The sequence below is a fragment of the Streptomyces rishiriensis genome (assembly GCF_003112535.1).
Taxonomy (GTDB): Bacteria; Actinomycetota; Actinomycetes; order Streptomycetales; family Streptomycetaceae; genus Streptomyces; species Streptomyces rishiriensis.
On the sequence record NZ_BEWA01000037.1, the window covers coordinates 1 to 26,777 of the forward strand.

General features: G+C 71.8%; 26 protein-coding genes. 13 read left to right on the forward strand and 13 right to left on the reverse strand.

The genetic code is table 11. The features are described from left to right. Positions 1–95 precede the first annotated feature (95 nt). The 4 genes from Sri02f_RS39495 to Sri02f_RS39510 all read right to left on the reverse strand — a co-directional run bounded on the left by Sri02f_RS39495 (position 96) and on the right by Sri02f_RS39510 (position 4,248). Positions 96–830 carry a class III extradiol dioxygenase subunit B-like domain-containing protein gene (locus Sri02f_RS39495; RefSeq protein WP_109006122.1) on the reverse strand — a complete coding sequence of 245 codons (735 nt, stop codon included), beginning with the start codon at positions 828–830 and terminating at the stop codon, positions 96–98. A 117-nt stretch (positions 831–947) separates the two neighbouring features. Continuing rightward, positions 948–2,477 (reverse strand): tRNA (N6-isopentenyl adenosine(37)-C2)-methylthiotransferase MiaB, encoded by a 1,530-nt coding sequence (gene miaB, locus Sri02f_RS39500; RefSeq protein WP_109006123.1) that lies wholly within the window; start codon positions 2,475–2,477, stop codon positions 948–950. A gap of 65 nt (positions 2,478–2,542) precedes the next feature. Next, complete coding sequence (locus tag Sri02f_RS39505; RefSeq protein WP_109006124.1) at positions 2,543–3,250, reverse strand: response regulator; 708 nt, start codon at positions 3,248–3,250, stop codon at positions 2,543–2,545. Then, positions 3,247–4,248 carry a sensor histidine kinase gene (locus Sri02f_RS39510; RefSeq protein ID WP_109006125.1) on the reverse strand — a complete coding sequence of 334 codons (1,002 nt, stop codon included), beginning with the start codon at positions 4,246–4,248 and terminating at the stop codon, positions 3,247–3,249. The genes Sri02f_RS39505 and Sri02f_RS39510 overlap by 4 nt, the downstream gene beginning before the upstream one ends. 267 nt (positions 4,249–4,515) lie before the next feature. Here Sri02f_RS39510 and Sri02f_RS39515 point away from each other — a divergent pair, with 267 nt between their 5' ends. Together Sri02f_RS39515 and Sri02f_RS39520 are read left to right on the forward strand one after the other, a co-directional pair. Then, complete coding sequence (locus Sri02f_RS39515; RefSeq protein WP_109006126.1) at positions 4,516–5,001, forward strand: cation:proton antiporter regulatory subunit; 486 nt, start codon at positions 4,516–4,518, stop codon at positions 4,999–5,001. A gap of 4 nt (positions 5,002–5,005) precedes the next feature. Continuing rightward, entirely contained in the window at positions 5,006–6,232 is a 1,227-nt protein-coding gene (locus tag Sri02f_RS39520; protein ID WP_245971008.1) for a cation:proton antiporter, read from the forward strand. Positions 6,233–6,535: 303 nt separating this feature from the next. Here the strand turns inward: Sri02f_RS39520 and Sri02f_RS39525 are convergent, their stop codons facing one another. Next, complete coding sequence (locus Sri02f_RS39525) at positions 6,536–6,931, reverse strand: pyrophosphohydrolase domain-containing protein (protein ID WP_109006127.1); 396 nt, start codon at positions 6,929–6,931, stop codon at positions 6,536–6,538. A gap of 96 nt (positions 6,932–7,027) precedes the next feature. On the opposite strand from Sri02f_RS39525, the gene Sri02f_RS39530 reads away from it, so the two are divergent. After that, the gene (locus Sri02f_RS39530; protein ID WP_109006128.1) at positions 7,028–8,029 is read left to right on the forward strand and encodes a TAXI family TRAP transporter solute-binding subunit; all 1,002 of its coding nucleotides are present in this window, start codon (positions 7,028–7,030) and stop codon (positions 8,027–8,029) included. 15 nt (positions 8,030–8,044) lie between these two features. Here the strand turns inward: Sri02f_RS39530 and Sri02f_RS39535 are convergent, their stop codons facing one another. After that, entirely contained in the window at positions 8,045–9,454 is a 1,410-nt protein-coding gene (locus Sri02f_RS39535; protein ID WP_109006129.1) for a sensor histidine kinase, read from the reverse strand. Positions 9,455–9,466: 12 nt separating this feature from the next. Then, positions 9,467–10,153, reverse strand: a complete 687-nt coding sequence (locus Sri02f_RS39540) for a response regulator transcription factor (protein ID WP_109006130.1) — start codon at positions 10,151–10,153, stop codon at positions 9,467–9,469. A 320-nt stretch (positions 10,154–10,473) separates the two neighbouring features. Between Sri02f_RS39540 and Sri02f_RS39545 the strand changes: the two genes are divergently transcribed. The 8 genes from Sri02f_RS39545 to Sri02f_RS39575 all read left to right on the forward strand — a co-directional run bounded on the left by Sri02f_RS39545 (position 10,474) and on the right by Sri02f_RS39575 (position 17,219). Then, positions 10,474–11,250 carry an amino acid ABC transporter ATP-binding protein gene (locus Sri02f_RS39545; protein WP_109006131.1) on the forward strand — a complete coding sequence of 259 codons (777 nt, stop codon included), beginning with the start codon at positions 10,474–10,476 and terminating at the stop codon, positions 11,248–11,250. A 64-nt stretch (positions 11,251–11,314) separates the two neighbouring features. Further along, complete coding sequence (locus Sri02f_RS39550; protein ID WP_109006132.1) at positions 11,315–12,178, forward strand: glutamate ABC transporter substrate-binding protein; 864 nt, start codon at positions 11,315–11,317, stop codon at positions 12,176–12,178. 112 nt (positions 12,179–12,290) lie between these two features. Then, positions 12,291–12,956 (forward strand): amino acid ABC transporter permease, encoded by a 666-nt coding sequence (locus Sri02f_RS39555; protein WP_109006133.1) that lies wholly within the window; start codon positions 12,291–12,293, stop codon positions 12,954–12,956. Continuing rightward, the gene (locus Sri02f_RS39560) at positions 12,953–13,861 is read left to right on the forward strand and encodes an amino acid ABC transporter permease (protein ID WP_109006134.1); all 909 of its coding nucleotides are present in this window, start codon (positions 12,953–12,955) and stop codon (positions 13,859–13,861) included. Before Sri02f_RS39555 ends, Sri02f_RS39560 begins: the two co-directional genes overlap by 4 nt. 176 nt (positions 13,862–14,037) lie before the next feature. Further along, positions 14,038–15,729 carry an FAD-dependent monooxygenase gene (locus tag Sri02f_RS39565; protein ID WP_109006135.1) on the forward strand — a complete coding sequence of 564 codons (1,692 nt, stop codon included), beginning with the start codon at positions 14,038–14,040 and terminating at the stop codon, positions 15,727–15,729. A 255-nt stretch (positions 15,730–15,984) separates the two neighbouring features. Further along, entirely contained in the window at positions 15,985–16,056 is a 72-nt protein-coding gene (locus Sri02f_RS44310; protein ID WP_309544753.1) for a putative leader peptide, read from the forward strand. Between the two features lie 99 nt (positions 16,057–16,155). Further along, positions 16,156–16,698: a cupin domain-containing protein gene (locus Sri02f_RS39570; protein ID WP_174855803.1), complete on the forward strand. Its 543-nt coding sequence runs from the start codon at positions 16,156–16,158 to the stop codon at positions 16,696–16,698. Between the two features lie 137 nt (positions 16,699–16,835). Beyond that, positions 16,836–17,219, forward strand: a complete 384-nt coding sequence (locus Sri02f_RS39575) for a rhodanese-like domain-containing protein (RefSeq protein WP_109006160.1) — start codon at positions 16,836–16,838, stop codon at positions 17,217–17,219. 159 nt (positions 17,220–17,378) lie between these two features. Here Sri02f_RS39575 and Sri02f_RS39580 read toward each other — a convergent pair whose 3' ends face one another. The 4 genes from Sri02f_RS39580 to recA form a co-directional block, all read right to left on the reverse strand. After that, positions 17,379–19,925, reverse strand: a complete 2,547-nt coding sequence (locus tag Sri02f_RS39580; RefSeq protein ID WP_109006137.1) for an ABC transporter permease — start codon at positions 19,923–19,925, stop codon at positions 17,379–17,381. Then, positions 19,922–20,602 carry an ArsR/SmtB family transcription factor gene (locus Sri02f_RS39585; RefSeq protein WP_109006138.1) on the reverse strand — a complete coding sequence of 227 codons (681 nt, stop codon included), beginning with the start codon at positions 20,600–20,602 and terminating at the stop codon, positions 19,922–19,924. The genes Sri02f_RS39580 and Sri02f_RS39585 overlap by 4 nt, the downstream gene beginning before the upstream one ends. A 481-nt stretch (positions 20,603–21,083) precedes the next feature. After that, positions 21,084–21,875 carry a recombination regulator RecX gene (gene recX / locus Sri02f_RS39590; RefSeq protein ID WP_109006139.1) on the reverse strand — a complete coding sequence of 264 codons (792 nt, stop codon included), beginning with the start codon at positions 21,873–21,875 and terminating at the stop codon, positions 21,084–21,086. Between the two features lie 3 nt (positions 21,876–21,878). Next, positions 21,879–23,009 (reverse strand): recombinase RecA, encoded by a 1,131-nt coding sequence (gene recA / locus Sri02f_RS39595; protein ID WP_109006140.1) that lies wholly within the window; start codon positions 23,007–23,009, stop codon positions 21,879–21,881. 384 nt (positions 23,010–23,393) lie between these two features. Between recA and Sri02f_RS39600 the strand changes: the two genes are divergently transcribed. Further along, positions 23,394–24,161: a hypothetical protein gene (locus Sri02f_RS39600; RefSeq protein ID WP_245971010.1), complete on the forward strand. Its 768-nt coding sequence runs from the start codon at positions 23,394–23,396 to the stop codon at positions 24,159–24,161. Positions 24,162–24,198: 37 nt separating this feature from the next. Here Sri02f_RS39600 and Sri02f_RS39605 read toward each other — a convergent pair whose 3' ends face one another. Further along, positions 24,199–25,467: an AI-2E family transporter gene (locus Sri02f_RS39605; RefSeq protein ID WP_109006141.1), complete on the reverse strand. Its 1,269-nt coding sequence runs from the start codon at positions 25,465–25,467 to the stop codon at positions 24,199–24,201. A 60-nt stretch (positions 25,468–25,527) separates the two neighbouring features. After that, on the reverse strand, positions 25,528–25,722 hold the full coding sequence (locus Sri02f_RS39610) for a DUF3046 domain-containing protein (RefSeq protein ID WP_109006142.1): 195 nt from the start codon (positions 25,720–25,722) through the stop codon (positions 25,528–25,530). A gap of 78 nt (positions 25,723–25,800) precedes the next feature. Here Sri02f_RS39610 and Sri02f_RS39615 point away from each other — a divergent pair, with 78 nt between their 5' ends. Beyond that, on the forward strand, positions 25,801–26,745 hold the full coding sequence (locus Sri02f_RS39615) for a hypothetical protein (RefSeq protein ID WP_109006143.1): 945 nt from the start codon (positions 25,801–25,803) through the stop codon (positions 26,743–26,745). Positions 26,746–26,777 lie beyond the last annotated feature (32 nt).

A 26,777-nucleotide genomic window follows, 5' to 3' on the forward strand; every position in this document is an offset into this window, starting at 1 on the left:
GCTCGCGGCCGCCCGCCGGTCCACGCCAGGGCCGCTCCACACCCCGGGGCCGGTCCACACCGGGGCCGCCGATCCACGCGCGCGGTGCGGATCGGCTACGTCCAGGTCGCGACCACGTAACCCACGCCGTAGGGCGCGTCCTCGTAGAGCAGCGCGCCCGTCAGCCCGGCGTCCTCGGCGGCGCCCGCGAGTACCTGCCACGGCGCCCGGCCGCAGGCCTTGAGCTCGTACGCCAGCTCCGCGTCCAGCGCCTTGAGCGCCGCCACGTCCGCCGTGCCGAGCGCGCGGACGATCTCCGCGTCGAAGGGCTCGGCGCGCTCGTCGAGATAGCCGGGGGCCTTCAGCGTCCGGCACGCGCTCGCGTCGCCCATCACCAGCAGGGCGACCCGTCCGGGCGCCGCGCCGATCTCCCGGCCCGCCTCGACGCACCGCTCGGCCGCGAGCGGCTCCCCGACACCGAGGCCCTCGACCGGGGCGGCCGACCATCCGGCCCGCTCCAGCAGCCAGGCGCCGACCGCGAGGGACGGCGGCAGATCGCGCGCGGACGACGCGTCCGGTGCGGCCGGGGTGGCCTCGCCGCCGCGGCCGAGGCGTACCCGGACGTCCACGCCGAACGCGCGGAACGACCCCTGCGCGCCTTCGGGGTGGGCGCCTCGTCCGGCCTTCTCGGCGGGACCGACGACGACGAGCCGGTCCGGCCGGGCGGCCGCCAGCACGGCCAGCGCGTCGGAGCAGGCGGTACGCGCCGCGTCCAGCTCGGGCGCGGCGCCTGCGGCGACCTCGGGCACGAGCAGAGGCGGACAGGGGCAGACTGAGGCGGCGACAAGCATGATCGGCAGGGTAACCCCGCAGGCTCACCACGGGGCACCCCGCCGGGGTGTCCTCAGCGGGGTGTCCCCAGCGGGACGCCCCTCGGCCGGCACCGCCTTCCGGGGCCCCTGACGCCGTCAGTCGCAGCCGCAGCCGCTGCCCGTGGCCACCGGAAGCGGAGCGGGCACGCCGATCCCGGGCAGGCCGAGCAGGACGCCCGCCGGCTTGGCCGCCTGCTCCGCGGTGCGCTTCTCCCAGGCGTCACCCGCGCGCGTGCGGCGCACGTCCAGGACGGCGCCCTCGGCCAGGAGGTGGTGCGGGGCGGCGTACGTGATCTCGACCGTCACCACGTCGCCCGGACGCACCTGCTGCTCCGGCTTGGTGAAGTGGACCAGACGGTTGTCGGGGGCGCGGCCGGACAGTCGGTGCGTGGCGCCGTCCTTGCGGCCCTCGCCCTCGGCCACCATCAGCTCCAGGGTGCGGCCGACCTGCTTCTTGTTCTCCTCCCAGGAGATCTCCTCCTGCAGGGCGACGAGACGCTCGTAACGCGCCTGGACGACCGCCTTGGGGATCTGGTCCTCCATGGTCGCGGCCGGGGTGCCGGGGCGCTTGGAGTACTGGAAGGTGAACGCCTGCGCGAAGCGGGCCTCGCGGACAGCGTGCAGGGTCTGCTCGAAGTCCTCCTCGGTCTCGCCGGGGAAGCCCACGATGATGTCGGTGGTGATCGCCGCGTGCGGAATGGCGGCGCGCACCTTCTCGATGATCCCGAGGTAGCGCTCCTGCCGGTAGGAGCGGCGCATCGCCTTCAGGACCGTGTCCGAGCCGGACTGCATCGGCATGTGCAGCTGCGGCATCACGTTGGGCGTCTCGGCCATGGCGGCGATGACGTCGTCGGTGAAGTCCCGCGGATGCGGGGAGGTGAAGCGGACGCGCTCCAGGCCGTCGATCGCGCCGCACGCGCGCAGCAGCTTGCTGAAGGCCTCGCGGTCGCCGATGTCGGAGCCGTAGGCGTTGACGTTCTGGCCGAGCAGGGTGATCTCGGAGACCCCCTCGGACACCAGGGCCTCGATCTCGGCGAGGATGTCGCCGGTGCGGCGGTCCTTCTCCTTGCCGCGCAGCGCCGGGACGATGCAGAACGTGCACGTGTTGTTGCAGCCGACGGAGATCGACACCCAGGCCGCGTAGGCGCTCTCGCGCCGCGTCGGCAAGGTGGACGGGAAGGCCTCCAGCGACTCGGCGATCTCGACCTGGGCCTCTTCCTGCACGCGCGCGCGTTCCAGCAGGACCGGCAGCTTGCCGATGTTGTGCGTGCCGAAGACGACGTCCACCCAGGGCGCCCGCTTCACGATGGTGTCGCGGTCCTTCTGCGCGAGGCAGCCGCCGACCGCGATCTGCATCCCGGGCCGGCTCGCCTTCCGCGGCGCGAGACGGCCGAGGTTGCCGTAGAGCCGGTTGTCGGCGTTCTCGCGCACCGCGCAGGTGTTGAAGACGACGACGTCCGCGTCGCCGTCCGCGCCCTCGGGGGCGCGCACGTACCCGGCCTCTTCGAGCAGCCCGGACAATCGCTCGGAGTCGTGGACGTTCATCTGGCACCCGTAAGTGCGGATCTCGTAGCTCTTGGGGGCTTGGACGTCCACTGCGAGGCTCCGGTCGCTGCTGCTGGTCATGGCTCAAGGGTAGGCGCTCCCCGGAGAGCGCCCGCCGCGCCCGTGTCACCAGGGCCGCACCGGGCTCAGGGGTCGATGAGTCCGGCGCGGATCGCGTAGCGGGTGAGCTCCAGCCGGTCGCGCATGCCGAGCTTGTGCAGGAGGTTGGCGCGGTGCCGTTCGACCGTCTTGGCGCTGATGAAGAGCAGCGCGCCGATCTCCTTGGAGGTGTGCCCCTCGGCCACGAGCTTGAGTATCTCCTCCTCGCGCTCGGTGATGGGCCGCTCGGGCAGGCCGTCGACGTCGCCGCCGCGGTGCAGCCGCTCCAGGTACGAGCGGACGAGCGCACGCTCCGCGCCGGGGTAGATGAACGGCTCGTCGCGCACGACCGCACGGCAGGCCTCGACCAGGTCCCGGTCGGCGACCGACTTCAGCACGTATCCCCCGGCCCCGGCCTTGAGGGCCTCGAAGAAGTACTGCTCGTTGTCGTACATCGTCAGGATGAGGATGGGCAGCGCCGGGAGTCTGCGGGAGAGTTCACGCGCCGCCTGCAGCCCGGTCATCCGGGGCATGGCCACGTCCAGGACGGCCAGATCGACGTCCCCCTCCCGCGCGCGTTCGACCGCCTCGGCCCCGTCGCCGGTCTCGGCGACCACGGTCAGGTCGGGCTCACCGTCCAGGATGAGCCGTACTCCCCGGCGTACGAGCGTGTGGTCGTCGGCGAGCAGGACGCGGATCGGTGCGGACGGCTCAGTGCGTGGAACCGATGCCCGCGAGGGGGTGGAGTGGGTCATCGGAGGCCTCCGGGGGAGGCCTGAGCGGCTGCCTCCCGAGCCGCCGGGGCGGTGCCCGCCGTCGCCCGCAGCCGTACGTCCGTCCCGCCGCCGCTGCCGTCCGCCCTCGACGAGACGGTGAGGGCCGCGCCGACCAGCAGGGCCCGCTCGCGCATCCCGCGGATGCCGGCGCCCTCCCCGGTCTGCGCGCCCAGGCCCGTGCCGTTGTCCCGTACGAGGAGTTCGACGCCGTCGGCGGCGGGGCGCAGACGGAGTTCGGCGCGGTCGGCGCCCGAGTGCCGGGCGGTGTTGGTGAGGGCTTCCTGAGCCACGCGGTAGAGCACCAGTTCCGTCTCCTCGGTCAGCGGGGGCAGCCCGGCGCGAAGGTCGTGGCGCACCGTCAGCCCGTGGGTGGTGAACTCGGCGGCCAGGGAACGCAGGGCGCTGAGCAGGCCCAGTTCGTCGAGGACGCCGGGGCGCAGCCGACGGGCGATGCGGCGGATCTCGTCCAGACCGGCCCGGGTGGCCTCCTGCGCCTGGCCCAGTTCCTCGCGCAGGTCCTTGGGAGCCAGGTCGGCGACACGTTTGAGCTGGAGCAGCACGGCGGTCAGCGTCTGCCCGACCTCGTCGTGGAGCTCGCGGGCGATGCGGTGGCGCTCCCGTTCCTGCGCGGACAGCGCCCCCGCGGCGCTGGCGGCGCGTTCGGCCTCCAGCCGGTCCAGCATGGCGTTGTACGTGGTGATCAGCTCGGCCGTCTCCACCGGCCCCGAGACCACGGCGCGGGCCCCGGGGTGCAGCAGGTCGGCGTCGGCCATGGCCCGGCCCAGCCGTCCCAGCGGCGCCAGGCCGACCCGCAGCACGACCGCGTCGACGGCCAGCAGCGCGGCCAGGCCGGCCACCACGACGAGCACCTCGCCCGGCAGTACCGGCGTGGAGACGGTCACCGGGCCCAGGAGCAGCGCGGCCGCCACGGCCAGGCCGACGGCGTCGAGGACGAAGATCCGCCAGAACAACGACACGTGCGCGGGTCCTCCTCCCCTGCCTCGTCTGCCTCGGCCGTCCCGTCCGCCGCGGCCATCCCGGCCGTCCCGTCCGTCGGCGCCGGAGCCCTCCCGCCCGTGTCTCCATGGCACCGCCGTGACCAGCCTCTCCGCCGGCCGACGGCCCTGTCCATCCGTCACGACACCCATGTCGTCACCGTACGGGCAGGTGGCAGCATGGCGGCTCCGGGCACTCGTCCGTAGACGTCACCGAACCACCGACCACGACCAGCAAGGGGAAGAAACGTGTCTGCTCCACGCCTGCGAACGACTCCGCTGCCAGGCATCGGAGTCCAGTACGACCTCGTGACGCGGGAGCAGCGCCATCTCTCCGTCGTGGCGCACCGCGACGGCGCCCGCACCGTGAACGTGTACCGGACCGACGACCCCGACTCCTGCGCGCAGTCGCTGCGGCTCACCGGCGCCGAGGCGGGCGCGCTGATCGACGCGCTGGTGCCGTCCCACCACAGCGCGAGCCTGCTGTACACGACGGACCTGGGGCTGGTCGCCGAACGCGTGGAGGTGGCGGCGACCTCCCGCTGGAACGGGCGGCTTCTGGGCGACACCCGGATGCGCACGGAGACCGGCGCCTCGATCGTGGCGGTGCTGCGGCGGGCCGAGGCTATACCGTCCCCGACGCCGGACTTCCGTCTCGCGGGCGGTGACACGCTCATCGTCGTCGGCACCCGCGAGGGCGTGGACGCGGCCGCGGCGATCCTCGGCCGGGAGTGATCGGGTGCACTCCGCCGTCCTGCTGATCGAGTTCGGTTCCATCATCCTCGGCCTCGGCCTGCTCGGCCGGTTCGCGGCCCGGTTCCGGTTCTCGCCGATCCCGCTCTATCTGCTGGCCGGGCTGGCCTTCGGCGAGGGCGGGCTGCTGCCGCTCGGCGCGAGCGAGGAGTTCGTGGCGACCGGCGCCGAGATCGGCGTCATCCTGCTGCTGCTGATGCTCGGCCTGGAGTACACGGCGAGCGATCTGGTCTCCAACCTCAAGGCCCACTATCCGTCCGGCCTCGTCGACTGCGCCCTCAACGCCCTGCCGGGCGCTGTCGCCGCGCTGCTGCTGGGCTGGGGGCCGGTGGCGGCCGTGGTGCTGGCGGGCGTCACCTGGATCTCGTCCTCCGGGGTGATCGCCAAGGTGCTGGGCGACCTGGGGCGGGTCGGCAACCGGGAGACGCCGGTGATCCTCAGCGTGCTGGTGCTGGAGGACCTGGCCATGGCCGTGTACCTGCCGATCGTCACCGCTCTCGTGGCCGGGGTGGGGCTGGCGGCCGGCAGCGTGACCCTGGCGATCGCGCTGGGCGTCGCGGGGCTCGTGCTGTTCGCCGCGGTGCGCTACGGCCGGGTCATCTCGCGCTTCGTGTCGAGCGACGACCCGGAGAAGCTCCTACTGGTCGTGCTCGGGCTGACGATCCTGGTCGCCGGCGTGGCACAGCAGTTGCAGGTGTCCGCGGCGGTCGGGGCGTTCCTGGTGGGCATCGCGCTGTCCGGGGAGGTCGCGGAGGGCGCTCACACGCTGCTGAGCCCGCTGCGCGACCTGTTCGCCGCCGTGTTCTTCGTCTTCTTCGGGCTGCACACCGACCCGGCGAGCATCCCTCCCGTCCTCCTGCCGGCTCTCGCGCTGGCCGTCGTCACCGCCGCGACGAAGATCGCCACCGGTTACTGGGCGGCCCGGCGGACCGGAATCTCGGTCAAGGGGCGCTGGCGGGCGGGCGGCGCGCTGGTGGCGCGCGGGGAGTTCTCGATCGTCATCGCCGGACTGGCGGTCACCGCCGGGATCGAGCCGTCCCTGGGGCCGCTGGCCACGGCGTACGTGCTGATCCTGGTCGTGGTGGGCCCGCTCACCGCCCGTTACACGGAGCCGCTCGCGACGCGGTGGACGCGCCGCCGGGGGCCTCGCGGGACGGTCGCGGCAGCGGGGCAGCCGGTCGAGGCTCGACCGCAGACGCCGGTGGGCGACTGAGGCGCGGCACGGCCGGCCCGATCCGAAGGGCCGCACATGCCCTCCCGAGGCCCTCCCCACGCCCTCCCGACGCCCTTCGCGGAGGAGCTCGCGCGATCTCCTCGCCGAGGCGATCGACCACGTCCGGGACGGCGGCCGACAGCAGCGGGCTGAGCTCGGCCAGACCAGGCCAGGCCCGGGTCGGGCGACGCGGCGCGACTCCGCGCGGCGCGGGCAGGGCCTTCCTGCCCCGGTACCCCCAGCATTCTCGGCACCCCCAGCATCCTCGGCGGCCCCGGCGGTCCGCTCGTCGGGGCCGCCCGGTCAGTCGCCATCGGGTGCCCATCCCTGCCGGCGCAGCACCGCGGACACGTCGGGCGCCCGGTAGTGCTCGCCCTTGAGCACCTTGCCGTCGGCGCGACGGGCGACCCGGCCGTCGGGGCCGAGCTTGGTCATGTTCGAGCGGTGGATCTCGGCGAGCACCGCGTCGAGGTCGATCCCGTGCGCCAGGGCCGTGCCGTAGACGACGTCGGCCAGCTCGTGCGCCAGCCGGTCCAGCGGGCCGCTCACCGACACCTCGACGGCCTCCGCCGCCTCCTCGGCGAGCAGCTCTCCGCGCTGCGCGGCGAGACGCGGCGACACCGTGGCCGGGGTGGTGCGGACGTCGAGTCCGAAGGCGCGGTGGAACGCACGGACCAGATCGGCGGGCGAGGAACTCATGCACCGACTGTAACGACGGCCACTGACAGGCCCGTCCGCCCGGCCCTGTAGCCCCGCCCTGGTCAGCACCTCGTGAAGGCTGGCAGGATCGCGGGCATGTCCAAGGTGTTCTCCCGTCCCGGCAGACGCGGCGTCCTGGGGGGCGCGGCCGCCGCCGTCGTCGTCGTCATGGGGCTGCTGCTGTGGTGGCTGCTGCCCCTGGGCGAGAAGCCGCCGAGCGGTTCGATCACCTTCAGCACGGGCACGACGAGCGGCGTCTACTACGAGTACGGCAGCCAGCTGCGGGACGCGCTCGCCAGGGACATGCCCGATCTGGACGTGAACCTGACGACCAGCAACGGGTCGCCGGAGAACGTCGAGCGCGTGGCGAAGGGCGATGCCGACTTCACCATCGCCGCGGCCGACGCCGTGCAGACGTACGAGTCGCAGCACCCGGGCGGGGCCGCCAAACTGCGCGGGGTGGCCCGGCTGTACGACGACTACGTCCAACTCGTGGTGCCACGCGACTCGGCGATCCGCTCCATCACGGACCTCCGCGGCAAGACCGTGGCGACCGGCCTGCCCCGCTCCGGTGTGCGCCTGATCGCGGAGCGCGTGCTCAGGGCGGCGGGCCTGGACCCGGCGAAGGACATCAGGGCCGAATCGGAGGGCATCGACACCGGCCCCGAGAAGCTGAAGCGGGGCAAGATCGACGCCTTCTTCTGGTCCGGCGGGGTGCCGACGGCCGGGCTGGAGAAGCTGGCCGACACCTTCACCTTCCGGTTCGTGCCGATCAGCTCCGAGCTCGTCGCCCGGATGCACGACCAGGACGACTCCACCGGCTACTACCGGGCCACGAACATGCCGGAGTCGGCCTACCCGACCATCCAGAACGGCTCCACCGTGGCGACGATCGCGGTGTCCAACCTGCTCATCACCCGCACGGACATGGCGCCCCGGCTCACCGAATGGCTGACCCGCACCGTGATCAGGAGCCGGGACGGCATCGGCGCGCACGTGCACTCCGCCCAATTGGTCGACCTGCGCACCGCCATCTACACCGACCCGCTCAAGCTGCACGAGGGCGCCCGGCGCTACTACCGCTCGGTCAAGCCCTAGTCGCCCGGGGCGTGATCACGACGTCGGCGACCGGGGCACCGCCACCGTCGCCGTCAGTCCGCTCGGCTTGTGGTGTGCGTATGTCAGGGAGCCGCCGCCGGCCGCGAGCAGGGCTCGGGAGATGGACAGGCCCAACCCCGACCCCTTGACGTTCTGGTGGCGGCCGCTACGCCAGAAACGGTCGCCCACACGCGTGAGTTCCTCGTCCGTCAGACCCGGCCCGTTGTCGGTGACGACGATGGTCGAGGTGTCGCCGTCGGCCGCCACGACGACCTCGACGCTCTCGCCCTGCGGCGTGAACTTCACGGCGTTGTCGATGACGGCGTCCAGGGCGCTGGAGAGCGTCACGGGGTCGGCCCACGCCGTGGTGGGCGGGCAGTCGCCCACCAGCCGGACGCCCTTGGCCTCGGCGGTGGGCGCCCAGGCGGCCACCCGCTCGGCGGTCAGCGCGCCGATGTCGGTGACCCGCAGGTGGGCCTCGGCGTGCTCGGCGAGGGCGAGGTCCAGCAGGTCGTCCAGAACCTGGGCCAGGCGCTTGCCCTCGTTCTGGACGGATGCGATCTCCTCGTTGCCCTCGGGGAGCTCGTAGCCCAGCAGTTCGATGCGCAGCAGCAGGGCGGCGAGCGGGTTGCGCAGTTGGTGCGAGGCGTCGGCGACGAAGGCGCGCTGCTGTTCCAGCACGTTCTCGACGTTGTCCGCCATCTCGTTGAACGCTCCGGCCAGTCGCCTCAGTTCCGGCGGTCCGCCGCCCACCGCGACCCGGGACTTCAGCCGGCCGCTCGCGATCTCGTGGGTGGTGGCGTCCAGGACCCGCACCGGCCGGAGCACCCACCCCGTCAGCCGCAGGGCCGCGCCGATGGCCAGCAGCATCGCGGCGACCTCGCCGGCGCCGATGACCAGCCAGCCGTGCAGGATCCGCGACCTCATCGGCCCGGTGGGCGAGTCGGTGACGACGACCGCGACGACGTCGCCGTCCCGGATGACCGGCGACGCCACGACGAGCCGGTTGCGCTGCCACGGCCACACCTGCCGGGGGTCGTGACTGCGCCGGCTGAGCAGCGCCTCGTCGAAGGCGTCCCGCACCTCGCCCGTTTCGGGGAGGTACCAGTCCCGCGGGGCATGAGCCATGGGAGTGTCGGTGCCGTAGAAGACGCCGGCCCGGATGCCGTAGACGTCGTAGTAGCTGGCGAGTTCCCGGCCGAGCGTCTCGCGCCGCTCGTTGGTGGACGCCGACGCGGAGTCGCCGGCGCCCGCCGAGGCGGTGACGAACTGGGCGAGCGCCGCGAACCGCGCGGTGTCGTCGATGCGGTCGACGACCACCTTCTGCTGCTGGGCGCCGGCCACGCTGATCGCCAGCGGCACCCCCAGGGCCAGCAGCACGGCCGCCATCAGGACGATGAGCAGCGGCAGAAGACGAGTACGCAACCGCGGTCCCCGCTACGCGGCCGGGGCGACGAGCCGGTAACCCACGCCGCGCACGGTCTCGATCAACGCCGGCATGCGCAGCTTGGCGCGCAGCGAGGCCACATGGACCTCCAGAGTGCGCCCGGTCCCCTCCCAGCTGGTGCGCCACACCTCACTGATGATCTGCTCCCGGCGGAAGACCACGCCGGGGCGCTGGGCCAGCAGCGCCAGGAGGTCGAACTCCTTACGGGTCAGCTGGACGGCGGCGCCGTCCACCGTGACGCGACGGGTGGGCAGTTCGATCTGCACGGGTCCCAGGCGCAGCGCGCTGTCCTGGCCGGTGGCCGGGTCCTCATGGACGGTACGGCGGCTGACGGCGTGGATACGGGCGAGCAGTTCCCCGGTGTCGTAGGGCTTCACCACGTAGTCGTCGGCGCCCATGTTGAGGCCGTGGATGCGCGAGCGCACGTCGGAGCGGGCCGTCACCATGATCACCGGCGTGGCGGTGCGCTTGCGGATCTTGCCGCAGACCTCGTACCCGTCCTGGTCGGGCAGGCCCAGGTCGAGCAGGACGACCCCGAAGCCGGATCCCTCCGGGACGAGCGCCTGCAGGGCTTCCTCGCCGCTGCGCGCGTGGGTGACGTCGAAACCGTGCCGTTTGAGGACGGCGGACAGCGCGGCGGCGACATGGTTGTCGTCCTCGACGAGCAGCAGTCTCATTCCGGCCTCCTCCGGTTCGGTTCCTCGGGCATACGGTCCGGCCCACTCCGGCAGGCGTGCGGTGTCGCGACGCACGGAAAAGGCGGGCACACGCGTGTGTGCATCATGGCAGTGACGCTGATGGACGGGACGCAGTCAAGCGAGTTCCGGTTGCACGCGCCTTCCGTTATCCGGCCGATACGCCCGCAGGTCGCAAGTGCTACGACATGTGTCCGATTGCTATCGGATCGTGATGCTCAGATTCCCCTCAGATGTAATGACGCTGGTCGCGGCGGGTCACTACTGTCCTGCGAAACCGAGGAGGACGGAGCCCCAGAGCGATGACCGAAGTATCGGTGACCAAGGAGGACGCGGTCACGAGCGGTGACCTGGTCGTCCTGAAGAGCGTCAACAAGCACTTCGGCGCGTTGCACGTTCTCCAGGACATCGACCTGACGATCGCCCGCGGAGAGGTCGTCGTGGTCATCGGCCCCTCCGGGTCCGGGAAGTCGACGCTGTGCCGCACCATCAACCGCCTGGAGACGATCGACGAGGGCGCGATCACGATCGACGGCAAGCCGCTGCCCCAGGAGGGCAAGGCGCTGGCCCGGCTGCGCGCCGACGTCGGCATGGTCTTCCAGTCGTTCAACCTGTTCGCGCACAAGACCGTGCTCGAGAACGTGATGCTCGGCCAGATCAAGGTCCGCAAGGTGGACAAGGCGAAGGCCGAGGAGAAGGCACGCGCGCTTCTCGACCGGGTCGGTGTGGGCAGCCAGGCGGAGAAGTACCCCGCGCAGCTCTCCGGCGGTCAGCAGCAGCGCGTCGCCATCGCCCGCGCGCTGGCGATGGACCCGAAGGTCATGCTCTTCGACGAGCCGACGTCGGCCCTGGACCCCGAGATGATCAACGAGGTCCTGGAGGTCATGCAGCAGCTGGCCCGGGACGGCATGACGATGATCGTCGTCACCCATGAGATGGGTTTCGCACGATCGGCTGCAAACCGCGTGGTGTTCATGGCGGACGGACGCATCGTCGAAGAGGCTGCGCCCGACCAGTTCTTCAGCAATCCGCGCAGCGACCGTGCCAAGGACTTCCTGTCGAAGATCCTGCATCACTGACCCGCAGCCCTGACGGACCCCGCACCGCCCGCCGTACTTAAACACTCTTCTAAGGACGCTCTCCATGAAGCTTCGCAAGGTCACCGCCGCCTCGGCCGCAGCCCTCGTCCTGGCCCTGGCCGCCACCGCGTGCGGCGGCGACAACAAGAACGACAGCGGCAGCGGCTCCAGCGCCGGCAGCGGCGGCGGCGGCAAGATCAAGGTCGGCATCAAGTTCGACCAGCCCGGCCTCGGCCTGAAGAAGCCCGACGGGTCCTTCGCCGGTTTCGACGTGGACGTCGCCACGTACATCGCCAAGCAGCTCGGCTACCAGCCGAACCAGATCGAGTTCGTCGAGACCAAGAGCGCCGACCGCGAGAACGCCCTCTCGCGCGGCGACGTCAAGTTCATCACGGCCACCTACTCGATCAACGACGAGCGCAAGAAGAAGGTCGACTTCGCCGGCCCGTACCTGCTGGCCCACCAGGACCTGCTGATCAAGTCCAATTCGGACATCTCCAAGGGCACGGACCTCAACGGCAAGAAGCTGTGTTCCGTGACCGGTTCGACGTCGGCGCAGAACGTGCAGAAGTCGATCGCTCCGGACGCGAAGCTCAAGGAGGTGAGCTCCTACTCGGAGTGCATCGCCGGCCTGCAGAGCGGCGCTGTGGACGCGGTCACCACCGACGACTCGATCCTCGCCGGCTTCGCGTCGCAGGAGCAGTACAAGGGCAAGTTCAAGCTCGCGGGCCTGAAGCTCAGCAACGAGAACTACGGCGTCGGCGTCAAGAAGGGCGACACGGCGACCGTCGACAAGATCAACAAGGCGCTTGAGCAGATGGTCAGCGACGGCTCGTGGGAGAAGGCCGTCAAGGCCAACTTCGGCCCCGCCGACTACAAGAACGAGCCCGCCCCGAAGATCGGCGTCATCGTCCCGAACGCCTCGTAACCACAGCTCAGCCACAGCGGGGTTCCCTGCGGTGCGCCGCCGTCCGTCGCGATCCAGGCGGCGGCGCACCGCACCCTTCCCATACGCCACCCAGCCGGAAGCGCGGGAGATCGTGTTCGACTTTCTTGATGGTTACGACGTCCTAGGGGCGTTCTGGATGACGGTGAAACTCACCGCCGTCTCCGCCGTGGGCTCCCTGATCTGGGGCACCCTGTTGGCCGCCATGCGGGTCAGCCCGGTCCCGCTGATGCGCGGGTTCGGCACCGTGTACGTCAACATCGTCCGGAACATCCCCCTGACGGTCATCATTCTGTTCAGCTCGCTCGGTCTGGCCGATATCTTCGGCATGACCATGGGCAGCGACGACTTCGACGTCCAGGGTTTCCGGCTGGCCGTGCTCGGGCTGGTCGGCTACACCGCGGCCTTCGTCTGCGAGGCGATCCGCTCCGGCATCAACACCGTGCCCATGGGCCAGGCCGAGGCGGCCCGGGCCATCGGCCTGAGCTTCACGCAGACCCTGACGCTGGTCGTTCTCCCCCAGGCCTTCCGCTCGGTCATCGGCCCGCTGGCCAACGTCCTGATCGCGCTGACCAAGAACACCACGGTGGCGGCCGCCATCGGCGTCGCCGAAGCCGCCTACCTCATGAAGACGATGATCGAGAACGAGGCACAGACGCTGCTCATCGGCGCGGTCTTCGCCTTCGGGTTCGTGGTACTGACCCTGCCCACCGGCCTCATCCTGGGCTGGCTCAGCAAGCGACTGGCGGTGAAGCGATGAGCTCGGTCCTCTACGACACTCCCGGCCCTCGCGCCAAGCGGCGCAACGTCCTGTTCTCGGTGGTCTTCACCGTCCTGCTCGCCCTGCTCCTATGGTGGATGTGGCAGAAGATGGACGACAAGGACCAGCTCGAATCCGCGCTCTGGAAGCCGTTCGTCGAGTCCGAGGCGTGGACGACGTACCTGCTGCCCGGCCTCGCCAACACGCTGAAGGCCGCGTCGCTCGCCATGGTCATCGCCCTCCCGCTGGGCGCGGTCTTCGGCATCGCCCGGCTGTCCGACCATCGCTGGGTGCGCGGCGTGTCCGGCACGGTGGTCGAGTTCTTCCGGGCCATCCCGGTGCTGCTGCTGATGCTCTTCGCCAACGAGTTCTACGCCCGCTCCACGAACGTCGGCAGCGCGGACCGGCCTCTCTACGCCGTCGTCACCGGACTGGTGCTCTACAACGCGGCCGTCCTCGCCGAGGTCGTCCGGGCAGGCATCCTCTCCCTGCCCAGGGGGCAGACGGAGGCGGCGTACGCCATCGGTCTGCGCAAGGGCCAGACGATGAGCAGCATCCTTCTCCCGCAGGCGGTCACCGCGATGCTCCCGGCGATCGTCAGCCAACTCGTCGTCATCGTGAAGGACACCGCACTCGGCGGTGTGATGATCGGATTCGCCGAGTTGCTCAACTCGCGCGGCACGCTCGCGGCCAACTACGCGAACGTCGTCCAGAGCTTCATCGTCGTCGCGATCATCTTCATCCTTCTGAACTTCATCCTGACCACCTTCGCGAGCTGGCTGGAGCGCCGTCTGCGGCGCAGCAAGCGCAGCACGGGGGCGGTGCTCGGCGCGGAGGACATGGAGGAACTCAATCCGGCGGCGGTCGGCGGCACCTTCGGGACCGGCGCGGGCGGCACCATCTGACGCCCGCTCAAGCATGGTGACCGGAACGGAGGCAGTGGCGTGCGCGCCACTGCCTTTCGTCGCTTGACGCAAACAACGACAATGGGTTGCATACGTTCTGTGATCGTGCACCCTGCTCCAACCCGTTGTTCACTCAAGCCCGCGAGGACACCGTCGAAGGCAGGGGGCGGCACGCCGTGGATCCGGTGATCATCGTCGGAGCCGGACCGGTGGGGCTCACGCTCGCTCTGGCTCTGGCCCGTCAGCAGGTGCCGTCCGTGGTGCTCGACGAGGGCTCCGGCAAGGACGAGCCGCGGCTCGCGCGCACCGTCGTGCTGCGTGAGGACACCGCGGCCCTGGTGCAGCGGCTGACCGGAGCGGACCTAGACCGGGCCGGGCTCCGTTGGGCCGGATGGCGCTCGATGCGGCGCAAGCAGGTGATCCGCGAGGTCGCTTTCGACGACACCGCCGACCCGGTCCCCCTGCACAGCGCCGACCCCGCTCCGCTGCACATCGCCCAGCATGTGCTGACGGGCGCGCTGCGCGCCGCGCTGGAGGGCGAGCGGCTGGTGAAGGTCGTCGTGGACAGCCGGCTGGACGGCGTCGAGCAGGAAGCCTCCGGCGTCACGGCCCACACCCGCGGCCCCCGGGGCACCTGGTGGCGCGGCAGCCACCTGGTCGGCTGCGACGGTCCGCGCTCCACCGTCCGCAAGCTGCTCGACGTCCGTTTCCCCGGCCGCACCGCGGTCGAGCGACACGCCGTGGCCGCCCTGCGCGTGGAACTTCCCTGGGCCGACGAGGCGTTGCTCCATCGGACGCCGCCGTGGCGGACGTCCGGCCCCTCCGCCGGCGAGGTCACCGGACGCCCGCTGCCCGACGGCGTCTGGCGCCTGGACTGGCTGCTGCCGCCTGGCAAGGACCTCGTCACGCCCGAACTGCTCGTGGCGCGCATCCGCGAGACCCTGGCCGGCTGGAGCGGCGGCTCCACGCCCCCCTACGAGCTGCTGGACACCGGCGTCCACACCGTGCACCACCGGCTGGCCCGCCGCTGGCGCGTGGGGCGGGTCTTCCTCGCCGGGGACGCCGCGCACCTGCTCGGCGCGTTCGGCGCGCAGGGTCTGGACGAGGGGCTGCGCGACGCCGACAACCTGGCCTGGAAGCTCGCCCTGGCCTGGCACCACGGGCCGCGCGAGGCACTGCTCGACAGCTACCAGGCGGAGCGGCGCGCGGTCGTCTCCGCCCGGCTGCGCGCCGCCGACCAGGCGCTGCCGCTGCTGCGCGGCGGCGGTGGCATAAGGGCGTACGTGCCCGGTGCGGCCCGCGGCCACGACGTGCTGCTCACCGATGGCCACCTGGGACGCGGCCCGCTGGGCGCGGTCGGCGGCTACGAGGAGTCCCCGCTGGCGCCCCGGCATCTGGAGGCGGAGGTTCCGGTCGGCACGGCCCCGGGCGCACAGGTCCAGGACGTCCGCGTGACGGCGGAGGACGGCTCGTTCGTACAGCTGCGGGACCGGCTCGGCCGGGGCGCGCTGCTCGTCCTGCTGATCGCGCCGGGCACCGGCGTGTGGGAGCGCCGCCACTGGGTGAGCGCCGGGATCATGCCCCGCCTGGCCGCCGCGGTGACGGCCCTGCCGAGCCCGGCCGAGCTGCTCGTGGCGGAGGGCTACCCGGGCGCGGCCGCCCACACCGTCCTGCTGATCCGGCCCGACGGCCATCTCGTCGCCGCGCTCAACGGGGTGCGCGCGGCCGACCTGTACGCGGCGGCGGAAGCGGCCCTGGGCGGTCCGGCGACGCCCCAAAGCCTGCAAGGGGCTCAGGGAAGTCAGGAGACCAAGGGGGCTCAGGAGGCGTCCGCGGCCGGCGCCGCGGCGGGCAGCTCGGCCAAGTGACGTCCGGCGCGGGTCCCGCCGGTCGCGGGTCCCGTCGGTCACGGGTCCCCTCGGTCGTGGGTCCCGCCGGTCGCGGGGTCCCGTCGGTCGCTCGTCCGGCCGGGCCTGGGCGGCTCCCGTGGCGCGTGTCGCCGCCGGCCGACGCCGGCGCCGGTCGTGCGGCTGCACGCGCTGTCACCGTGAGGTCCACATGGTGACAGTGAGTTGACCGGGGTCCACCGGCATGGTCTACTCCGGATCGTGACCGACACCGATGTGCGCCTGTGGCGGAGGGTCCATATGGACCTCGTCCGCTATGCGGGCTGCGTGTGTCGTCCGTCCTGCTGAATTCGCACCCCCTTTTCCACCGGCGCGCCCCGCCGCAGCGCATCCGCGCTCGTGCGCCTGGCCGCGCGCCTCCCCGCGAACCTTCACAGGACGGTGCCCGTGTCTGTCTCCCCCTCCTTGTCCGCCGTCGCCGCTGACGCCTCCACCGCAGCTCCCACGCAGGCGGATCTCCTCGACTTCGTCCGGCGCACGGCCGCCGACGCCGAACTGATCTCCTCGCTCCCCCTCGACCCCGAGGGCCGCACCTGGGTGCGCCTGGAGGGCCCCGGCGGCAGCGAGGCCTGGCTGATCGGCTGGCCGCCCGGCACGGGCACCGGCTGGCACGACCACGCGGAGTCGGTGGGCGCCTTCCTCACCGCCCGGGGCGCGCTGAAGGAGTACTCGCTCGCCGCGCGGCTGCCCACCGACGGCTGGAAGACCCTGGAACTGGCCGACGGCATCGACCGGGAACGCTCCCTCACCGCCGGTCGAGGCCGCGCCTTCGGCCGCCACCACGTTCACGAGGTGCTCAACGAGTCGACCGAGGAACACGCCGTCTCCGTCCACGCCTACTACCCGCCGCTGCCCGGCATTCGCCGCTACAGCCGCACCGGACGTGTGCTGCGGCTGGAGCAGGTCGAGCGTCCCGAGGACTGGCAGTGACCGGCGCGGACATCCCCCAGGACGGACCACCGCACGGGCGGCGGGAAGAACGGCGGGAACAACGGTGGGACGGACGGCCGGACGGACAGGCGGACGGCCGACCTGACGACCGGGCGGACGAGCGAGCGGACGACCGACTGCCGCTCGGCATAGACGAGTTGCTCGAACGAGTACGTTCCGGGTACGCGCGCGTGGAGGCGCGGGAGGCCTACGAAGCGGCCCGCGCGGGTGAGGCGCTGCTCGTCGACATCCGTTACGCGGCCCTGCGCGAGCGGGACGGGCTGATCCCCGGCGCGCTGGTCGTCGAGCGCAACGAACTGGAGTGGCGTCTCGACCCTCGGGGCAGCCACCGCCTCCCCGAGGCCACGAGCCACGACGTGCGCGCGATCGTGATCTGCAACGAGGGCTACGCGTCGAGCCTCGCCGCGGCCTCACTGCACCAGCTGGGGCTGCACCGGGCCACCGACCTGGTCGGCGGTTTCCAGGCGTGGAAGGCGGCGGGCCTCCCGGTGACCTCGTAGGCGGGACGGCGCCCGGACGCCGACGGCTCTCCAACCCCCCAGCCCTCCAGCCCTCCAGCCCTCCAGCCCTCCAGCCCTCCAGCCCTCCAGCCCTCCAGCCCTCCAGCCCTCCAGCCCTCCAGCCCTCCAGCCCTCCAGCCCTTGCGAGCATGCCCGCCTTCAGTCCTTCGCCGTCGCGACCGTCACCGCCCGCACCCTCAGCGCCACCCGTCCCGGCACGGCGGTGGCGACGAGGGCGAGCAGTCCGGCCCCGGCCACCACCGTGGCGTACGCCAGGGGTACGACCGCCGGGGCCGCCCGCCCGGTCATGCCGACGCTGAACGCGGTCAGGACCGCAAGGGCGATGCCGCTGCCCAGACCGACGGCGAGGAGGAGCACCGACAGCGCCTCGGTGCGCAGCATGCGCAGCACCTGACGGCGGGTCGCCCCCGCCAGACGCAGCAGCGCGAACTCCCGGACGCGCTCGGAGACGGACATGGCCAGTGTGTTGACCACGGCGATCGCCGTGAACGCCAGGACGAGGCCCATGGCCAGGAGGTTGACCTCGGCGTTCGCCTGTTGCCGTTCGGCCTGCAGCGAGTCGGCGTCGGCCGGCGAGATCACCGCCAGTTCCGGGAACTCACGCAGCGTGGTCGAGAGTTGTGTCTGTGTACGGGCCGTGCTGACGAGGAGGGAGGAGGAGAGCGGGTTGTCGACGTGGCGGGCGACCAGGTCATGCGCGAGGGTGAGGTCGCCGAAGCCGAGGCCTCTGGCGTAGACGGCGGCGACGGTCAGCGTGGCGGGCGTGCCGTCGCCCAGCGTGAGTTTCAGCGTGCTTCCCGGTGTCAGGTGCAGCTGGTCCGCGGCCAGTTCGCTCACGGCGACGGTGCGCTCGCCGAGCCTGCCGAGCGAACCCGCGGTGACGTCCGGGTCCCAGGTGCGGGCCAGCCCCGCCGGGGTGACGCCCTGGGCCGCGTACTTGTCCAGCCCTACCCGGACGGTCGTGCGGACCACTTCGGTGACGACGGCGTGCTGTCTACGGAGCCGTCGCGCCGCCTCGCCCGGAACGCCGGGTCCCCGCGAGGCGACGACCCAGTCGGCCCGGACGCCTTCGCGAGCCTGGGCACGGGCAGCGTCGCCGAACGTGGGCTGCACGAACAGCACCGTGCAGGCCATGCCGACGAGCAGGGTGAGAGGGGTGACGACGGAAGCCATGCGGGCGGCGTTCCCGCGGAGGTTGGCGGTGGCGAGCCGGCCGCCGGGACCGGTCAGGCGCAGCGGACCGGCGAGGACGAGGACGGCCGCCCTGACCAGAAGCGGTCCGAGCAGAGCGACGGAGGTGGACAGCACGACCACGGCGAGGAACGTCACGGGTGTCGAGGCGGGCTCGGTGCGCAGGACGCTCAGCAGGGCGACGAGGGCTGCGCCGCCGGCGAGCAGCAGCAGACCGGCGAGGAGACGGCCCCCGCCGGGCCGGGTGCGCTCCGTGCGGGCCTCGGCGAGCGCCTCCGCCGGGCGGATCCGGGCCACTCGACGGGAGGCGATCCGGGCGGACGCCCAGGCGCCGAACAGCGTCGCTGCGACGGCGGCGAGCGGCGCCAGCACACTCACCGTGTGCTGCAGCGTGGCGGGCACGGCGCCCAGGGCGACGAACCTGCCGTGCAGCCAACCGCCCAGGGGTATCCCCAGGAGCGCGCCGGCCGTGCCCGCGGCCAGCCCCACGATCAGGGCCTCACGTCCGAGGAGCCTGCGGATCTGCCCCGGGGTGGCGGCGACGGCGCGCAGCAGTGCGAGCTCGCGGTGGCGCTGCTGGACCGAGAGCGCGAAGGTTCCGACGACCACCAGGACCGCCACGAGCAGCGAGGTGCCGCCCATGGCTCCGCCCATGCTGACCAGCTTGGTGCGAGCCGCGGCGGCGTCCAGGAACTCGACCGGTCCTCGGGCGTCCCCGACGCTGACCTGGGCGCCGGTGCCCTGCACGGCCGCGACGACGGCGGTCCTGAGCCGGCCGGGGCCGACGCCCGGCTTCGCGAAGACGCCGAACGCCGTGACCTGCCCGGGGCGTGCGGCGAGACGGCGGGCCTCCGCGGTGGAGAAGAAGAGGGACGTCTGATGGCGTACGGCGCTCTCGGGGGCGGCGACACCGGAGACGCGGTAGGTGCGCGGCGCGCGCGTCGACTGGACGGTGAGCCGGTCGCCGGGTGCGAGGTGGGCTCGTTCGGCGAGGGCGGCGTCGACGACCACGTCGGTGGCGGCCACCGGAGCGGCGCCGGCGGCGATCCGGTACGGCGTCAGCCCGGCGGACTCCCAGGCGTGCCCGTAGGCGGACCCACCGTTCACCGGTGCGTCGAAGGGCTGGCCTTCGGCGTTCAACGGCTCTGCCACGAAGGTGAGTTCGGGGACGATGCGAGCGACCCCGGGGGCGGCGGCCAGCCTGCCCTCGAGGTCGGCGGGCAGCCACGCGCGTTCGGCGATGGGCTTGGCCTTGTGCTTGACCTTGGTCTTGCCCTTCTTGTGCTGGACGGTGGTCCGGTGGACGTTCTGGTCGGCGGAGACCACCACCGGCGCCGCGGCATATCGCTCGGGGCGGATGGTCCCCCTCAGCCCCGTCTCGAGGAGCGTGCCGCAGGCGGTGATCAGGGCGGCCGCGCACATCAGGGCGAGAAAGGCGCCGAGGAACCCCGCCTTGCGGGCGCGGACGGTCTTGAGGGCGTAGCGCAGCATCATGACGGATCCGTCTCTCCTGTGTCGTCCGGGGCAGCGAGGTGTGCGGGCGTGTCCGGACGCTCGGGTGCGGGGTGGGCGAAGAACCGGGTGAGGACGGTGCGCGCGCCGGGCGGAGTCTCGGATGCGGGGCGCTTGTGGCGGTTGAGGAGGGCGATGTACTCCTCGAAGAACTGCCTCAGTTCGGGCAGGGTGAGCCGGACCGCGGCACGGGAGTAGGGAAAGGCGTCGCCCCAGGGGTCGCCGTGCGCCGCGTCCCGCTGAAGCCGTTCGAAGAGGTCGACGTCGGCGGCGTAGACGTGATGGTTGAGCTCGTCCATCACCTGCCGCATCTCGGGACTCTGGCGGCTTCGCGGCGGGAAACGGCGGTCACCGGGTACGGCCCGCCACCAGCGCTCGCGATGAGCGGACGACTCGGCGCCCCCCTCCGGTCGCGGCTCGCCGGCCGTCTCCTCCACGAAGCCGTGTCTGGCCAGTTCACGCAAGTGATAGCTGGTGGACCCGGTGTTCAGGCCGAGGCCCCGGGCGAGCATCGCCGATGTGGCGGGTCCGTGCTGTGTGAGATGTTCGAGGATGCGCTGGCGACGAGGCTGCGCGAGCGCCTTGAGCGTGGCGAGGTCGCTCAGTTCGATGGGCGCCGCGGGTTCGGGGGCGCCGGGTTCCTGAGGCGTTCGGGGCATGGCTACACACTCGCCTGTGCACAGACACCTGTGCACTGCGGCGATCCGGCGTCCTCAGCGGGGGGTTATCCCCACCCTGTGACTGCGGCCCGCGGGCGGCGGGCGGGGTTCCGCGGTCTGCGGTCGGCCGTCCGGGGGCGGCGTTCCACGGGCGGCCGTCGGCGATCCGAGCGTGTGGGGGACGGCGTGCGCGATGAGGGGTCTGCGGGAGTTTCGGCTTCGGGGAGCGCCCCACATCCACATCTGGGGCGCGGAGCCGGAAGGCGCGGCCGGGGAGCTTCGCCGCATGACGTCGGTGTGACTCTGGGACGGAGGTGCGTGGTGCCCCGGGGACGGAGGTGCGTGGTGCCCCGGGGAAGGAGGTGCGGGGTGACCCGGGGACGGAGGTGCGGTCGGCGTAGTAAGAGGGCTGTGACCGGGGCCTATTGCCGGGAGCCTCTCCCCCCTCCCCTCCCCCCCACCCGCCCCGCCCTCGTCGGGTTCAGAACCCGTCGCTCTCCAGGAACTCCGTGTCCTCGCCCTCTTCTTCCAACGCCTGCCGGACCACCCGTAGGGCCATGCCCTCGGGGTAGCCCTTGCGCGCGAGCATGCCGGCCAGGCGACGGAGCCGTTTGTCGCGGTCGAGTCCACGGGTCGACCGCAGTTTGCGGGCGACGAGTTCGCGCGCCGTCTCCTCCTCCTGTTCGGAGTCGAGTTGGCCGACGGCCTCGTCGATCAGCGCCGAGTCGACGCCCTTGGTCCGTAGCTCCCGGGCGAGGGCGCGCCGGGCCAGTCCCCTGCCGTGGTGGCGGGACTCCACCCAGGCGTCCGCGAAGGCGCTGTCGTTGATCAGCCCGACCTCCTCGAACCGTGAGAGCACCTCCTCTGCCACATCGTCCGGGATCTCTCTTTTGCGCAGCGCGTCAGCGAGTTGCTTGCGCGTGCGCGGGGTCCCGGTGAGCAGGCGCAGACAGATTGCCCGCGCCCGCTCAGCCGGGTCCCCTGAAGACGCCCCCTGCTCGGCCCTCGACGAGGAGGAGTCGCCTTCGTCCTCGGCGGACGGTTCTCCGAAGCCGCGCCTACGGCGCCCACGCCCGCCACGTGGCCCGCCTTCGCCGCCGCGTCGCGTCCGGTCTCCCTGGGGCCGGTCGCCGCTGTCCGCCCCCTCGCTTCGACGCCGGTCGCCTAGGGGCCGGTCGCCGCCGTCCTGGGCAAGGCCGCCGTCGACCCCGCTCTCCTCCTCACGGGGGATGTCGGGGTGGACGTACTCGGCCCAGTCGGTTCGTCGTGTCACGGATCAGCTCTTGGCAGCCGCGGCCTTGGTCTTGGCGGTCTTGGCGGCGGCAGCCGGCACCGCCTTGGCGGCGTCGTCCGACGTGCCGGCAGCCACCGCGGCGGCGTCCGGGCCCGGTTCGGCGGCGGGCTCCTCGGGACGCACGCCGACGCCCAGCTTCTCCTTGATCTTCTTCTCGATCTCGTTGGCGAGATCGGGGTTGTCCTTCAGGAAGTTACGGGCGTTCTCCTTGCCCTGACCGAGCTGGTCGCCCTCGTACGTGTACCAGGCGCCGGCCTTGCGGACGAAGCCGTTCTCCACGCCCATGTCGATCAGACCGCCCTCGCGGCTGATGCCCTGCCCGTAGAGGATGTCGAACTCGGCCTGCTTGAAGGGCGGCGCGACCTTGTTCTTGACGACCTTGACGCGGGTGCGGTTACCGACCGCGTCCGTGCCGTCCTTCAGGGTCTCGATGCGGCGGATGTCGAGTCGCACCGAGGCGTAGAACTTCAGCGCCCGGCCACCGGTCGTGGTCTCCGGGGAGCCGAACATCACGCCGATCTTCTCGCGGAGCTGGTTGATGAAGATCGCGGTGGTCTTGGACTGGTTGAGCGCGCTGGTGATCTTCCGCAGCGCCTGGCTCATCAGACGGGCCTGGAGACCGACGTGGCTGTCGCCCATCTCGCCCTCGATCTCCGCGCGCGGCACGAGTGCGGCGACGGAGTCGATGACGATCAGGTCGAGGGCGCCGGAGCGGACCAGCATGTCCACGATCTCGAGGGCCTGCTCGCCGTTGTCGGGCTGGGAGAGGATCAGGTTGTCGATGTCGACGCCGAGCTTCTTCGCGTACTCGGGGTCGAGGGCGTGCTCCGCGTCCACGAAGGCGACCTGGCCGCCGGCCTTCTGCGCGTTCGCCACGGCGTGCAGCGTCAGCGTCGTCTTACCGGAGGACTCCGGGCCGTACACCTCGACCACGCGGCCACGCGGCAGGCCGCCGACGCCGAGGGCGACGTCGAGCGCGGTCGATCCGGTGGGGATGACCTCGATGGGCTCGTTCGGCCGCTCGCCGAGCCGCATCACGGCGCCCTTGCCGAACTGCCGTTCAATCTGTGCGAGTGCGGCATCCAGGGCCTTCTCGCGGTCGGTTCCTGCCATGGGTTCCACCCGATTTGCTTGAGTCGATCGCTTCACGTCAAAGACGCTAACGCCTGCCACTGACAATGCGCCTCGACGCCGGTTCGGCCTGTGGATAACTCATGCGCTTACCGTCCCAAAAAGGGACAGAACACTCGCCGTGAGCCTTGCCGGAGCTTCCATCAGAATGGATGTTCGATTTTCGTGTCAAGCGCACCGCGCGGCACTTCCGAGGCTACGTTCACCGGCCGCCCGGGCCCCGGACCCGCCCGGCTGCTTCCCCGGTCGTACCGCGGATGTCTCCGCCCGGACGACGACGGCGCTCGAAGCGGCCGGGAGGCTCGGCGCATGGACCTGGACGAGCAGAACCACAGGCCGCCCCTCGGCGGGACCGGCCCCGGGGGCATGAACCGGCCACCGGGCCCGGTGGACGGGTACGCGCACTCCCGCTACCGCCTCTACAGGGCGACCGCGCTTCTGCTGATCCTCTCCGGTCTCTTCCATCTCGTGGTGTTCGCCGTCGACGGCGAACCGTGGAACGGCCCCGTGTCCTGGCGCAAGCCCGTCACCTTCGGACTGTCCTTCGGGGTGACGCTCCTGGCCGTCGTCCAGGTCACGTCATATCTGCGGACGGGGCGGCGGCTGCGTACCGCGCTGCTCGGGATCTTCGCCGCCGACTGCGTCGTGGAGGTCGGGGGCATCACCCTCCAGGCGTGGCGCGGAGTGCCCTCGCACCTGGACATGGAGACGCCCTTCGACACGGCGGTGTCCATGACGCTCGCGGTCGGCGGCGGCGTCCTGGCGGTGCTGCTCGCCGTGTTCGCCGCGATCTCCTTCCGGCGCCGGCCGACGGGCCCGGCCGGGATGGCGCTCGCGGTGCGCTCCGGCTTCGCGATCCTCCTCGTCGCGCTCGCCTCGGGAGCGGCGATGATCGCACGCGGTGTCGTGCTCACCCGCACCGGGCATCAGGAGGCCGCGTACAGCTCGACGGCGCCGCTCAAGCCCTTGCACGGGGTCAGCCTGCATGCCGTCGTGGTGCTGCCCGCGCTGGCCTGGCTGCTGTCCCGCACGTCCTGGAGCGAGAGGGCGCGATGGCGGATCGTGGCCGCCTCGGTGGGCTGCTACGCGGTCGCGGTGGCCGCGGCCGGGGTATGGGCCGTCCGCACGTACTGAGATGACCGAGGTACCCGGGCCCTCACGTACGTGCTCCTCAGCCGGGCCCTCCGGGCCCCCGTCGCGGGCCCCTCGTCCGGTCCTGGCCCCGTGACCACAGCCCCCGCGCGCGGGTGAGCGGTCCCGGCCCCTCGCCGCGGTCCCGGTGGCCGTGGACACGGGGATCGTCCATGACGGCGTAGCGCTTGACGTAGGCGCCCAGGAACGCCTGCAGCGTGGCCACCGCAGGGATGGAGATCAGCGCCCCTATGGCGCCCAGGAGGGCGGTGCCGGCGATGACGGAGCCGAAGGCGACGGCGGGATGGATGTCGACGGTCTTCGACGTCAGCTTGGGCTGCACCATGTAGTTCTCGAACTGCTGGTAGACCACGACGAAGATCAGCACCCAGAGCGCGTACAGAGGGGAGACCGTGAAGGCGATCAGCAGAGGCAGGGCGCCCGCGAGATAGGTCCCGATGGTGGGGATGAACTGCGAGACCACGCCCACCCACACGGCGAGCACGGGCGCGTACGGAATGCCGAGGGCCTGCAGCAGCACGTAGTGCGCCACGCCGGAGATCAACGCCATCAGTCCGCGCGAGTAGAGGTAGCCGCCGGTCTTGTCGACGGCGATCTCCCAGGCGCGCAGCACCTCCGCCTGCTTGGCCGGCGGCAGGACGGAGCACAGTGCGCGGCGCAGCCGCGGTCCGTCGGCGGCGAAATAGAACGAGAACAGGGCGATCGTCAGCAGCTGGAAGAGACCGCCGAGGACCTGGGTGGAGACGTCCAGGACGCCCGCGGCGCTGTTCTGGGCGTACTTCTTCAGCCAGTTGGAGTGGAGCAGGCCCTCCTGGATGTCCACGCGCCTGAGTTCGGTGTGGAACGTGGTGTTGACCCAGTGGATCACCGAGTCCAGGTACTCCGGGAAGCCCTCGATCATCTTGATGATCTGTCCGGCGAGCATCGAGCCGAGCAGCGTGAAGAAGCCGGCCACGGCGATCAGCAGGCCGAAGAAGACCAGGAAGGTGGCGAGCCCCCTCCGCATCCCCCGGGCGGACATCCGGCTGACCGCCGGTTCTATCGCGAGGGCCAGGAAGAACGCGATGAGGATGTTGAGCAGCAGGCCTACGAGTTGGTGGAAGGCCCAGGTGCCCAGTTGGAACGCGCCGATGAGGGCGAGAGCGAGCACCATGGCGCGCGGAAGCCAGCGCGGCATGCGCGCCGCGTGCCCGGCGTCACCCTGGTTCGGGAGCGGTTCCGGGGGCGGCATGGTGCCGGGCGGGGATGCGTTCCGGGCGGTCTGCCCGGTCTCGTCAGTGGGTGCCACGGAGCAAGTCTCGCCTACGCCACCGACAACCGGGGAACCGCATGCGGTCTTCGCCCGGGGTCAGCGCATCTCCTGGGGAACGTTCATCACCAGGCACACCACCCGCCACACGTCCTTGGCGTCCCAGCCGTCCGCCAGCGCCTGGTGCACCGTTCTCCCGCCGAGCTCCGCCATCACGTGATCGCGCGCGAAGGTTTCGGCGTATCCCGTGCCGAAGTGCTCGTCCATCCGCTGCCAGAAGACCGTCAACCGCATGCCACCAGTATCCCGCGCGCGGGGGTGGCCCTCGCCGGGACCGCCTGCCGAGACCGCTTTCCGCCCTACGGTCTGACCATGGCCGAAACCGGAGCATCCCCACTCCCCCCGACGCCCCTGGCGCACTCCCCGCTCTTCCGCGCCGAGCACTTCGTCTGGCTGACCGCGCGCGTGCTGGAACAGCGCATCTTCGCGCACGACTTCCTCCACGGCGGCGCCGATCCCGTCGAGACCGCCCTCGACGCCTACCGCAACGAGGACGGTGGATACGGCCACGCGCTGGAACCCGATCTGCGCGGTCCCGTCAGCCAGCCGCTGCACACCGCGCGCGCACTGGCGGTCCTGGACTCCATCGGGCGGCTGAGCGGGCGGCGCGTGGAGCGGGTCTGCGGCTATCTGACGTCCGTCTCCACGGGCGACGGCGCGCTGCCGGCGATCCATCCCAGCCAGCGCGGGTACCCGGCGGCGCCCTTCATCCCGATCGTGGACGACCCGCCCAGCGATCTCCTGTCCACCGGGCCCGTGGTGGGTCTGCTGCACCGCAACGAGGTGTGGCACGCCTGGCTGTTCAGGGCCACGGACTTCTGCTGGCAGGCGGTGGACTCCATGGAGCGGTCCCATCCCTACGAGGTCGAGGCGGCCGTGGCCTTCCTGGACTCCGCTCCCGACCGCGCCCGCGCGCAGGCGGCCGCCGACCGACTGGGGCGCCTGGTGCGCGACCACCGACTCGTCGCGCTGGATCCGGACCGCCTCGACGCGTATCCGGTCGCCCCCGGCTACGCCCCGGGCGAGCACCACTTCCCGTACGACTTCGCGCGGACTCCACAGTCGCTCGCGCGCGCGTGGTTCACCGACGAGGAGATGACACGCTCCCTGGACCACCTCGCCGAGACACAGGAGAAGGACGGCGGCTGGCCCATCCGCTGGCGCCGCTGGGCGCCCGGTACGGCGCTGGAGGCACGTCCCATGGTGACGATCGAGGCGCTTCGCACCCTGCGGGCCTACGGCCGCGGCATCGGCTGACCGCAGGCCCGTCGAGACCGTCTCACCACGTC